Source organism: Chryseobacterium jejuense (assembly GCF_900100075.1).
Lineage (GTDB): Bacteria > Bacteroidota > Bacteroidia > Flavobacteriales > Weeksellaceae > Chryseobacterium > Chryseobacterium jejuense.
In genome coordinates this window covers 434,810-446,666 of sequence record NZ_FNEG01000003.1, presented here as the reverse complement: position 1 = coordinate 446,666, position 11,857 = coordinate 434,810, and the positions used below count along the sequence as shown (strand labels likewise).

Genomic DNA, 11,857 nt, shown 5'->3' with positions numbered 1-11,857 from the left:
TTTTGCAGTCAGATTTTTATTGAAAATAACAAATAATGAGTAATGTTTACGATAATATTCTTGGCCTAATAGGACATACTCCTATGGTGAAGCTAAATACTGTTACAAAAGATATTCCAGCAACCGTTTATGCCAAGTTAGAATCATATAATCCTGGACATTCCACCAAAGACCGAATCGCACTTCATATTATAGAGAACGCAGAGGAGAGAGGCTTATTGAAAGAAGATTCCGTAGTTGTAGAAACTACTTCCGGAAACACTGGGTTTTCTATTGCAATGGTATGTATTATTAAGGGATATAAATGTATTCTCGCGGTAAGCGACAAAACAAAACCTGAAAAGATCGCTTATCTTAAAGCTTTAGGAGCTACTGTTTATATATGTCCTGCCAATGTACCGGCGGATGATCCAAGATCTTATTATGAAGTAGCGAAAAGAATCGCTTTGGAAACTCCCAATTCTATTTACATCAATCAGTACTTTAATGAACTGAATATTGATGCTCATTACCAGACTACAGGTCCTGAGATCTGGGAACAGACAGAAGGTAAGATCACTCACCTTTTCGCCTGTACCGGAACAGGAGGTACTTTATCTGGTTCAGCAAAGTTTTTGAAGGAGAAAAACCCGGATATTAAAATTATCGGGGTGGATGCAGATGGTTCTATATTAAAAAGCTATCACGAGACAGGTGAGATTCACAAGGAAGATGTACACCCTTATCAGATAGAGGGAATGGGAAAAAATTTAATCCCTTCTGCTCTACTTTTCGATAAGGTAGATGAGTTTGTAAGGGTAAATGATGAAATGGCGGCCTACAGAACCCGTGAGATTGCTTTAAAGGAAGCAATTATGGGAGGTTATACTACAGGAGCTGTGACTCAGGGACTGATACAATATGCCAAGTCTCATGAATTAACAGAAAAAGATATGGTTGTTTTAATATATCCTGACCACGGTTCAAGATACATCACTAAGGTATACAGTGATAAGTGGATGGCCGAACAGGGGTTTGTTAACAACTGTGTCCACAATTATGACGAAGTCTTTAAGACAGAGTTTATTAAATAGGAATAAAATAAAATCACGATACAAATAATAAAGCCTTTTGCGTGTTCTACAAAAAAGGCTTTTTACTTAAAAATTACGATACAATGTTGGATATTTTTGAAAGAATAAAAGAAAATCCAGGACCTCTTGGACAATTTGCAGATTATGGAGAAGGATATTTTATTTTCCCAAGATTAGAGGGACCTATCGGCCCTAGAATGCAATTTCAGGGTAGAGAAGTAATTTTCTGGAGTGCCAATGATTATTTAGGATTATGTAATCATCCTGAAGTAATAGAAGCAGATGCAAAGGCGGCTGCAGAATATGGAATGTTCTATCCAATGGGAGCTAGGGCAATGTCTGGAGAAACAGATCAGCACCTTCAGTTGGAAAGAGAATTGGCGGACTTCGTACAAAAAGAATCAGCATATTTATTGAATTTCGGTTACCAAGGAATGGTTTCTACCATTGATGCTTTGGTAAGCAGAAATGATGTAATTGTTTATGATATGGATTCTCATGCCTGCATCGTGGATGGAGTAAGACTTCATTCTGGTAAAAGATTTACCTACAAGCACAACGATATGGAGAGTCTTGAAAAAAACCTTCAGAGAGCTACTAAAGTGGCAGAAGAAACAGGAGGAGGAATCCTTGTGATTACTGAAGGAGTTTTCGGAATGAGAGGCCAGCAGGGAAAAATCAAAGAGATCTGCGAACTTAAATCAAAATATCAGTTCAGACTTTTAGTGGATGATGCTCACGGATTCGGAACATTAGGTAAAACAGGTGCCGGAGTTGGTGAAGAACAGGATTGTACTGATCAGATTGACGTATATTTCTCTACTTTCGCAAAATCAATGGCTGGTTTCGGGGCATTCCTTGCGGGTGACAAAGAAATCATCAGATACCTGAAGTTCAACTTAAGATCACAAATCTTTGCAAAATCTCTTACAATGCCAATGGTAATCGGAGGATTAAAAAGATTGGAGCTATTGAGATCAAGACCTGAGATTAAAGCTAAACTTTGGGAAAATGTAGCCAAACTACAGAACGGATTAAAAGAAAGAGGATTTAATATTGGAGATACCAATACTTGTGTAACTCCTGTAATGATGCAGGGAACTCCTGTAGAAGCTACCATATTGGTAAAAGACCTTAGAGAAAATTACGGGATCTTTACTTCGGTAGTGGTATATCCGGTAATTCCGAAGGGAATGATTCTTTTAAGACTAATTCCTACCGCTTCTCATACGGATGCTGAGATTAATGAAACTCTGGCAGCGTTTGAAGCAATTCACGATAAACTAGTAAGTGGTTACTATAAAGAGCAGGAACAAATATTACTGCAGGAACAAGGATTAAGTTTTAAACCGATCTAATCTTTAGAAAAAAATAAAAAAAACCACTGATTGATTCAGTGGTTTTTTGTTTTAAAAACTATAAACTATAAAAAGCAAATGAAACTTAGGGGTTATTTATTAGGTGTTTTGTCGGCGGTTTCATACGGATTGATTCCGATTTTTATTCTGCCGATTAAGCAGGCCCATTTTTCAATGGATATTACCTTATTTTACAGGTTCTTCTTTTCAGCCTTAATGGTAGGAGCTTACCTCATCTATTCTAAACAAAATTTCAGAATCAATAAAAAGGAAGCTTTAATATTAGCTATTCTGGGAGTCTGTTATGCTCTTTCCTCTGAATTTCTGTTTATAGGATATGATTTTCTCACCCCTGGAATTGCCTCTACGGTTCTATTCATTTACCCAGTAATAGTAGCATTGATCATGTTTTTCTTTTATAAAGAGAAGCTCACCAAATTGTCTATCTTTTCATTATTTCTTGCCTTTGCCGGAGTTATTGTTTTATGCCTCAAAGGAAACGGTTTTGAAATCAATTTTGCAGGATTGGGGATTGTAATGCTGAGCTCATTGTTTTATGCACTGTATATGGTGATTGTCAATAAATCAAAACTGAAAGTTTCAGGGTTTAAGCTTACCTTCTACTCTATGCTTTTTACGTCCTTGTTTTTCATGACAAAATCAGTTATAGGACATCAATCATTCGAGATTCCTTCAATGACGATCTTTATTAACTTTCTTATTTTTGCTTTCCTTACTACAGTTATTTCCAGCTTATGTCTGGTGTATGCCATAAAAAGTATTGGCTCCACTCCTGTGGCTATTTTAGGAGCTCTGGAACCGGTAGTTGCCGTAATGGTAAGTGTATTTATGTTTAATGAAAAGTTTACGACCAACTTATTAATCGGTATTACATTGATTCTTCTAGGTGTTATATTAAATGTTATTTCAGATCGTAGGAAAGTAAGCCCTATTTAAAAAGGTTATTTTTTCACGATATCAATATTAATAAAGCCGGAACTCCTTAGTCCGGCTTTTTATTTTTACCATTAAACATTTTAGTGCTTTTTTTCAATATAGCAAAAGGCCCGAGCCAGGATATTTTTTATCTGTTTTATTTTAAAGTTTTGACCTTGCTTCTGTAAGGGTAACTGTTTTCCCCAATGCCCCAAATTCATGTAAATCTCCAAAAACTTCGATACGAATCGACTGGTCAATTCCTCCTACTCTTAAAGGATCAAATCCTGCACTCTTAATCACTTCTTCTACCTCATGATTCACTTCCATATCATCTGATGCATAAAATAATACAGATTTCTCAGGACTGCCATTGGATGCCCCTGCAAGAGTTTCCGCACCAAGAGTTCCGAATGCCTTCACAAGCTTAGAACCCTTAGGAAGTATAGCTTTGTTAAGTTCTCCAGCTGATTCTCTTTCCCCAATAATTTTTTTGAATCCGCCATTGCCGTCAGGAGCAATAGGACTAGACACATCTATAATGGTCTTATCCTTCAAAAGATCACCATAATCATTAAAGAAATCCTTAAAGGAACCAAACCATATTGCAGGGATAATAACATCAACAGTATTAATTGCTTCTTTAATACTCATACTTTGGGCAAGTCCTCCGGACTGTTCAGCAAAATTACTAGCCTCTTCGCTGTTTCTTGAAGCAACAATTACTTCATGATTATTTTTTATCAGATCATTAGCAATTGCTTTTCCGATATTTCCTAAGCCAATTACAGCTACTTTTTTCAATGTTTCCATTTTTTTAAATTTTAATGTTTTATTTATGTCAAAATTACTAGGAAAGGTCATGAAAAAACAGCAAACTAGTTTAAGAAATCATCTTGATATTTGGTAAGATCAATTCTTAAACTAGTTTCATATTGATAAGAAATACAATTAGTTCTTAATTCTTTTTTGTCGGATTTTACTAAGGAATTGTGGGGTTATTCCAAGATAGGAAGCTATTTCTACATTAGAAATACGATTGGCTAACTGAGGATATTGCCTGAGGAAAAATTCATATTTCTCTTCTCCTGTTGCACTTATATTCTGCAATACTCTATTCTGAAGTTCTATAAATTTATGTTCAATAATCACTCTAAAATTTCTGTCAAACTTCGGATAATAAGTATACAGATACCAGAGATCATTTTTTTCAAGCTGTAGTACAATAGAGTTTTCCAGAGCAATAATATATAGTTTGCTGGGATTTTTATTATGAAAACTATCTATATCTACAATCCAGTCATTTTCTGATGCAAACTGAAGATTATGTTCTTCTCCATTTTGATCTATACTGTACATTTTGAAACATCCGGACACTACAAATGTATAATACTGGCATATTTCATTCTCTTGCAGAATAAATTGTTTTCGTCTGATTCTTCTTTCTGTGATGCGTTCATCCAATACTTCAATTTCTTCTTTTGAAAGAGGAATGAAACTTTTAAAATAACTGATAAGTGAAGCCGTTTCTTTAGACATTGCAAATAAGATGTGTTTTTATCTGGTTTCAGATTTTGAAAAAAACTGAAAAATAGATAATACAATATATCAAAAAAAACTGAAATAAGTATAATGGTAAAATCCCGATTACTATTTATCTGAACTCCCTAACCTGTTTTTATCCTTTGGGGTTACTTTATTTTTTACTTTCCAAACATCTTTCTGAAAAACCCGCTTGATCCGTTACGCCTGCTCTCAGCTTCAGCTGTTTTCAGATTATCCTCAGCTATGGGAGAATGATTATAATGTAGAGATTTTTTCAGATTCTCCGCAGCCTCGGTATATTGGCCTAAATCTAATTGTGCCGTTCCTAAATGTTCATAAATTTCTGCTATAATATCTTCAGTAACTCCCTGCTGTTGTGGCAAAACCTGAAGAGCCATTAATGCAAACTCTACCGTTTTTTCATTTTCCTGTAAGTGATAGCCACAATGAACAGCCCAATAATAACACCAAAAATCTTCATTTCCCAAAGCTATACTCTGCTCAAAGCTTTCCAATGCTAAAGTTTCATCCTTAAGTTTCGCTACCTGAATATATCCCATATTGTATAAAGCCACCTGTACAGATCTCACTTTATTTTGTTCGGAAGCAAAATGTATCGCGTATTGCAGACATTCAAGAGCTTTCTCGTAATTTTCTTCTTCTAAAAAAATATTGGAACGGCTGATTAATACACTTGGATTATCAGGCATTTCTTCCAAAATTTGATCAGCTTCCTTTGAGGCAGTAGTTACATCTGTTTTTACACCTGTCTGTTCCTCTACTTTTGCTTTATTGATATAAAAATTGGTAAAGCATCGTACAATTTCCGGATTACTCAGCAAAGGATCTGTTGCATCTAATGAATAATAAGTTTCCAATCCGAGATTAATCCACTCCATTGCTGGCTCATAGTCCTTTAATTCCATATAGATATTGCAAAGATGGTCAGCTATATTAAAATAGGTTACAGAATCCATTTCATGTATAAAGTCCTCCATCAGCTTTTCTCCATCATCTACGGCTTCTTTTAAATATCCAGCTTCTAAATAGGTACTGAATCTATTCTGAAGAATATACATGAAATAGTCGTATTCCATTCCTTGTGTAGTCATAGCGATAGCTTCATCATATTTTTCCTGTTGGGTAAGCTCTATGGCCAGGTTATGGCAACACATTGCAAAAGTATGTGGGTCTTCATTGAAAGGGTCTCCAATTTTCTCAACAACTGTCTTATGATAAAGATGATAAGCTATTGTATAGCAATCTCTTTTAAGCTGGGTAAGCCTTTCTTTTTCAAATTCAGACATCTGAGGGTACTGACTGATCATTCTGTTAATTTCAACACCAGCATTGTAAGCTTCCATGGCTTCTGAAGTTTCAGGATTCACATCCAATAATAAAAAATCAGGAGCAAGGTTTCCTTTATTTTTAATAGTGAATAATCTGATCTGTAAAGTAGGTGACGGAATTAAGGATACTGCTTTTTCATAATAAAGAAAAGCCTCTTCCCATTGATTCATCCAATAAAAGGCAGAACCTGCATGACGATGACACCATGGATGATTAGGGCTTATAGTGATTCCCTGTTTACTCCATTCTATACATTGAAGAAGTGCTTTTTCACGGTTACTGGTAAATACCTCATGATGATCCAGTGCTATAAGTCCTAATATTGCACAGAGATCTGCATTTGGGGAAGTTTCATTTACAGAATTTACCCAAAGATAAATTTCCTTAAGTTCTTCCGTATCATCCGGAAGCGCATGCCCTTTTATCCAATTTTTAGCAGCAGTCGTATAGTTTCTCTGACGAAATGCTTCAACTGCCTCCTTATGTAATGTATTCACGATATTTGTCTATAGATTTATATATTCTTTTCTTCCAGATATTCTTCATTCATTGCTGTAAAAGCTTTTCCTATTTTAGAATACCATTCTATGGATTCTCTAAACAGCTCCCAATCATAAAGAAATACTTTAAACACCTTTCCGTTTCCTGAATAGCTGTCATTGGTAAGTTCTTCCTGACTTGAAGCATAAAATAAGTTACACTTTTCAGGGTTTTCAAGCTGATCAGGACGGAAGCAATAGGTTCTCATATCAAATATTTCAGCATCTCTTTCCTTTCCGATATCAATACTTCCTACCAATCCTCTTTCACCATGCCTTCGCATCAGAAAGCAATTCCCTTCATACCAGAAATTGTTTTTATCCGCATCCTGATAATTATTATACTTTTCCTGTACTATGGGCAGGTTTAGATAACTGATAATTTCTGTAGGTTTAACTGTTTCCAGGAACTTATTATAGAAGTAAGCTCCGCGTTCAGCTCTCGTAAGAACATCGTTCCATAGAATATTCAATGAAGTGATATAATACAAAGTTGTTCCTTGCTGAAAAACATTTACAAAGGAAGCGTCTTCGTTTTCACGATATACTGCAGAGAGTACTTTCCTATTATTTTCATTCTCTACTATGCAGATGAAAAAAATACAACCTGATGAATGAGTAAACATGACATGTGCCTGTCCATCTTCCGAGTCAGGATGTAATTGTATTTCATAATCCTCAAAAACATAATGCTGATATACCTCCTTATGCAATTTAACGATGGCCATCAACTTATGAAAATTTTCCAGCTGAGAAAGGAAAGAAGCTAAATCATTAAATACAGTCTCTTCAAAATACTTTGGAATTGCTGCAAGTTCAAGATATTCTTGGTCTTCTTTTGAAAGAAGTTGAATATCTTTTTTTATAATGGAGGAATTGGTTTCCAACATTTTAATTGCTGTAGAACGGGAAACCCAGTCATTCCAGGTAAAAAGGTTTTCTATATCTGCTTCATCTTCAGTATATAATATTTCCTCAGTAAAAAGACCAGCTGGTAATGTAGGATCAAAATCATCCTCCTCTTCATCACAAAGGAAGAAGTCTGCACTTATCCTTTCTTTTTTATAATCATAATGATAACCTTCAGTGGCGACAAAGACTTTAGCTTTAGTTTCACCTTTTATAATAAGATCTCCATGATTATAATTTCCCCAAAAGCAATCTCTTACCGTTAAATTTCCCGTAATGTATAGCTCCTGCCCACCTACAATGATATTATCGGCTTCAAGATTTCCCAATACACACAGACAGATAGAACCGTCCGATTCATAATTGTAGATATTTTTTGCTGTAAGGTTTCCTTCAATAAGTATGGCAAAGCAGCCTTCTTTATTAATTTCACCCTGGTTTTCTATAGCATTGAAAACTGTAAAAGGCTCATCCAGATTCAGATTTTGCAATTCCATATCATGATTGATATAAATAACCCAATCTTCATCAAATTCACCACCATGCTTTTCATTACGCCAACACAGCCAGCTATCCTTAGGAAATTTATGCTTAATCTCTTTAAACTGTATATACTGCATTTTATATCGTTTTTTTCATCATTTGTGAGTCTTAATGTTCAATCTTCAATCCATCAATAGTAAGTACATTTGAACTTAAATTCATGTACATGCCATTATAATCCCCCATCGTCTGTTCTGTCATGATCTCCATTACTGCTGATTTGAATTCAATTTTTCGCGATGGTAATTTCCCATAGGCATCTGTTACTGTAATCTGACCATCCAAACCATTTTTATTTTGGATAAACGCCCTTAAAAGTGGAATGTCCTGCTTTTCGAAATCCAATGATAAATAAAATGCCTTTACATCATTAGATTTATTATCAGGAGTTACCAACGTTTTATTGTAAGAAATTGTATAAGATTTGATAACAGAAACAATCTGGTTTTTCCCATCATTTACCATTACTTCAATTTTCATTCGTTTTTCATCTGCCTGCTGAGAAAACAGCATCTTAATAGGAAGAAATAAAAGAATACAGATCAGAAATTTATATACAGTTTTCATGGCTATTGTATTTATATTCTATGCAAGATTAGATATTAAGATGTACTTCTGCCAACATCAATTTGTATTTGAATATTTTGAATTGGTATTCGGTAAAAAACTTACTGTAATTTGTAGTATTAAGCTCAAATATGCCCTTAAAATCAGTATTCCATGCCTATTGCTATTTTGTCAATCCTTTTACAATGTATAATTTAGCTCAACGTATCTATTAATATGATCAGAAAAAACGATATAACCCAACTCCTACTTTGCTTTCTATTTTGCTTGATCTCATTGCATACTGTAAAAGCACAGCAAGTATCTCCTGCAGAACATGAAGCCAGTGAAGGTTACTCCAAAAGATTTACCGATTCATCAACAAGCCTCAAAATACAGATGGCTGCTCTTCAGGCCTCCCAAAAAGATGGAAATAAAGAAGATGAAGCTATTTGTAATGCTTATCTCGCCTTAACTCATAAACGTCTTCTGCATCTCAAGGAATTCATGAAGTACGCGGAAACATCTTATGATATTGCCAACTCCATAAAAAGTAACCGTGCAAAAGCTTTTGCCAATACTGCAATGGGCTACCTTAAATCATATACAGATGATAAGTCACAAGCCTTAACTTTCTTCCTCAAAGCTTATGCTTTATTCAATACGATGCAAAGCGATGATCAATCCGCGAAACTTGGAGCAGATATTTCTTATCTTTTCTCCCCCAATTCTCAGGAAAAAGTAAAAAAATATGCTGATGAAGGACTTTCATTTGCTGAAAAATCCGGAAACCCTGAAAGCATTCTTCATGCGAGGCTTGCTGTAGGAAGTTACCTTTCTGACCTTGTTGCTGCAGGAGAAACAAACCGATGGCAGGAGGCTGTTTCTTTTTTTAATCAAACGATCACTTTTATAGAAAAAAACGAAGCAAAAATAGACAGTAAAAGCAATATCGGAGTGGCTTATATCAATCTTGCGGCTTTATATATGAACGGACCAAAGCCCATTGATGAACAAGCATTTTTATTGGCCTTGGAGAAAGCATTAATCATTGGAAAACAATATGGAATAAAAAGCGTATACCGAAGCTCAATGGGACTACGCGGGCAGTATTATGTAGCAAAAGGAGATTACAGAACAGCTGAAAGTCTCTTTAAAGAAGGAATTTCCTATCAGCAAAACCTTCCCTACAAAGACAATTATCTTTTGGCAGCATTTTATGACTGTCTGAAAAATATTGCAGCTGAAGAAAAAGACTACAAAGCCTACCATGAGTATGATACATTTTTTATCAAGTATAATACATTAAAGTACGACGAATCCACTCAACAGATTCTTCAGAATGCTGATGCCAAATATGAATCGGAAAAGAAAATGGTTCGTATTCAACAGTTGGAACAGGAAAATAAACTTCAGAAAAAAAATCAGTTATTAGGATACGGAATTTCTGCAGTTTTACTCATAGGGCTTATCTTTATGTATCGGTCTTATTATTTCCGTCAGCGTTATCATCAAAAAAGAGAAGATTTTCTTCAGCAGCAACAGGCCAATAATGAGCTTAAAATGGAACTGCTTGAAAAGGAAACCCTTGAAAATCTTGCAGAAAAACTATCTCTTGAAAGGCGATTGCTTCAATCACAGATGGATCCTCATTTCATATTCAATGCATTAGGAAATATCCAGGGAATGATTCTTCGAAAGGATATGGATCTCGCAGTTCTCTATCTTGGAAAATTTGCAAAACTGAGCCGAAAAGTCCTTGAACAATCCCGTATGGAAACCATTACTCTTGAAGAAGAAATACAAACTCTGGAAAATTATATTGAACTTCAGCAACTGCGTTTAAATCAAAGTTTTGATTATCAGATAGCGTTGGCTAGCTCTGTTGATGAGCAACTTCATATTCCGCCACTTTTGATACAACCCTTTATTGAAAATGCAATTGAGCATGGGCTTAAACCTTTGGAAGCATTCCAAAAAGGGATGTTATCAATTAGTTTTGAAGAAGAACAGGAAGAAAATCTCCTGATCTGTACCATTAAAGATAATGGAATCGGACTTACAGCTTCCAGAAAACAGAAAACAGATGATTCTCATCGCTCCCTTTCCACCAAGATTACCGATGAAAGACTGCTCCTTATGCTTAAAGATAATTCTCAGGCAAAACTTGAAGTCAGAGAACTAACCCTTGATCACGATGGGCAACAAGGTTGTATGGTAACATTATATATTCCTATATTGTAAAGTATGTATAAAGCTATAATCATAGAAGACGAATATCATTTACGGGAAGCGTTATCCATTATGCTGGAAATAATTGCTCCTGATAAAGTACAGATCATAGGCTATGCTGAAAGTGCTGATGAAGCAGCAAAATTGATTGACAGGTTGCAGCCGGATCTTGTATTTATGGATATTATGCTGAAAAACGGAACAGGATTCGATGTGCTTCAACAGATTTCTTACCGGAAATTTCATTTGATTTTTACCACTGCTTATGAAGAATATGCCATTCGGGCATTCAAGTTCAGCGCTTTAGATTATTTATTAAAGCCTATTGATGCTGAAGAACTTAAAACAGCGATTGACAGAATTCAGGACTTAAAAGAACGTTCTCTCGAAGAAAAACAGCTGAATGAACTTAGTTACAATATGAACAAAGTTCCACAAAGAATTATTCTTCCCACTCAGGAAGCCATGCACGTAGTGAAGATCAACCAGATCATACATTGTGAAACGTCCGGTTCTTATACTACTTTTTATCTCAATGATGGAAAGAAGATCATGGTTTCAAAACCACTAAAAAATTACGAAAGTATTCTTCTCCCTCCTGATTTCTTCCGCGTACATCAATCTTATCTCATCAATACTCATTATATTGTAAGCTATTCCAGAGAAGGGATGATTGAAATGGAAAACGGAGCCAGTATTCCGATATCCCGGGCTAAAAAAGAAGCTTTTTTCAAATTAATGAAGGAAGAATAAGCTCAGAGACCTATAATTTCCGGTCAGGATCTACTGAATACCAATTCAAAGCTACAGTAAATCAATCTGCTAT

General features: G+C 35.2%; 10 protein-coding genes. 5 read left to right on the top strand and 5 right to left on the bottom strand.

Going from position 1 to position 11,857, the window contains the following annotated elements; all coding sequences use genetic code 11:
* Window positions 1-35: 35 nt before the first annotated feature.
* The 3 genes from BLS98_RS11200 to BLS98_RS11190 all read left to right on the top strand — a co-directional run bounded on the left by BLS98_RS11200 (window position 36) and on the right by BLS98_RS11190 (window position 3,388).
* Window positions 36-1,073, top strand: coding sequence for a PLP-dependent cysteine synthase family protein (locus BLS98_RS11200; protein WP_089736493.1), 1,038 nt, complete (start codon window positions 36-38; stop codon window positions 1,071-1,073).
* Window positions 1,074-1,159: 86 nt separating this feature from the next.
* Window positions 1,160-2,431, top strand: a complete 1,272-nt coding sequence (locus BLS98_RS11195; protein ID WP_181575094.1) for an aminotransferase class I/II-fold pyridoxal phosphate-dependent enzyme — start codon at window positions 1,160-1,162, stop codon at window positions 2,429-2,431.
* 78 nt (window positions 2,432-2,509) lie between these two features.
* Window positions 2,510-3,388, top strand: a complete 879-nt coding sequence (locus tag BLS98_RS11190; RefSeq protein WP_089736489.1) for a DMT family transporter — start codon at window positions 2,510-2,512, stop codon at window positions 3,386-3,388.
* A 141-nt stretch (window positions 3,389-3,529) separates the two neighbouring features.
* Here the strand turns inward: BLS98_RS11190 and BLS98_RS11185 are convergent, their stop codons facing one another.
* The 5 genes from BLS98_RS11185 to BLS98_RS11165 all read right to left on the bottom strand — a co-directional run bounded on the left by BLS98_RS11185 (window position 3,530) and on the right by BLS98_RS11165 (window position 8,820).
* Window positions 3,530-4,180: an NADPH-dependent F420 reductase gene (locus BLS98_RS11185; RefSeq protein ID WP_089736822.1), complete on the bottom strand. Its 651-nt coding sequence runs from the start codon at window positions 4,178-4,180 to the stop codon at window positions 3,530-3,532.
* Between the two features lie 138 nt (window positions 4,181-4,318).
* Complete coding sequence (locus BLS98_RS11180; RefSeq protein ID WP_089736487.1) at window positions 4,319-4,906, bottom strand: Crp/Fnr family transcriptional regulator; 588 nt, start codon at window positions 4,904-4,906, stop codon at window positions 4,319-4,321.
* A 164-nt stretch (window positions 4,907-5,070) separates the two neighbouring features.
* A complete protein-coding gene (locus tag BLS98_RS11175) occupies window positions 5,071-6,759 on the bottom strand; it encodes a tetratricopeptide repeat protein (protein WP_089736485.1) in 1,689 nt (562 codons plus the stop codon).
* A gap of 17 nt (window positions 6,760-6,776) precedes the next feature.
* Entirely contained in the window at window positions 6,777-8,330 is a 1,554-nt protein-coding gene (locus BLS98_RS11170) for a hypothetical protein (RefSeq protein ID WP_089736483.1), read from the bottom strand.
* A 31-nt stretch (window positions 8,331-8,361) separates the two neighbouring features.
* Window positions 8,362-8,820: a hypothetical protein gene (locus BLS98_RS11165; RefSeq protein WP_089736481.1), complete on the bottom strand. Its 459-nt coding sequence runs from the start codon at window positions 8,818-8,820 to the stop codon at window positions 8,362-8,364.
* A gap of 276 nt (window positions 8,821-9,096) precedes the next feature.
* Between BLS98_RS11165 and BLS98_RS11160 the strand changes: the two genes are divergently transcribed.
* Together BLS98_RS11160 and BLS98_RS11155 are read left to right on the top strand one after the other, a co-directional pair.
* Entirely contained in the window at window positions 9,097-11,043 is a 1,947-nt protein-coding gene (locus BLS98_RS11160) for a sensor histidine kinase (protein WP_228425172.1), read from the top strand.
* Window positions 11,044-11,046: 3 nt separating this feature from the next.
* Window positions 11,047-11,784, top strand: a complete 738-nt coding sequence (locus tag BLS98_RS11155; RefSeq protein WP_089736478.1) for a LytR/AlgR family response regulator transcription factor — start codon at window positions 11,047-11,049, stop codon at window positions 11,782-11,784.
* The last annotated feature ends 73 nt before the right edge of the window (window positions 11,785-11,857 follow it).

Bases quoted from the DNA above. Each gene is read 5' to 3' on its own strand.
- BLS98_RS11200 (WP_089736493.1), top strand. From the start codon at position 36: ATGAGTAATGTTTACGATAATATTCTTGGCCTAATAGGACATACTCCT.
- BLS98_RS11190 (WP_089736489.1), top strand. From the start codon at position 2,510: ATGAAACTTAGGGGTTATTTATTAGGTGTTTTGTCGGCGGTTTCATAC.
- BLS98_RS11185 (WP_089736822.1), bottom strand. From the start codon at position 4,180: ATGGAAACATTGAAAAAAGTAGCTGTAATTGGCTTAGGAAATATCGGA.
- BLS98_RS11180 (WP_089736487.1), bottom strand. From the start codon at position 4,906: ATGTCTAAAGAAACGGCTTCACTTATCAGTTATTTTAAAAGTTTCATT.
- BLS98_RS11170 (WP_089736483.1), bottom strand. From the start codon at position 8,330: ATGCAGTATATACAGTTTAAAGAGATTAAGCATAAATTTCCTAAGGAT.
- BLS98_RS11165 (WP_089736481.1), bottom strand. From the start codon at position 8,820: ATGAAAACTGTATATAAATTTCTGATCTGTATTCTTTTATTTCTTCCT.
- BLS98_RS11155 (WP_089736478.1), top strand. From the start codon at position 11,047: ATGTATAAAGCTATAATCATAGAAGACGAATATCATTTACGGGAAGCG.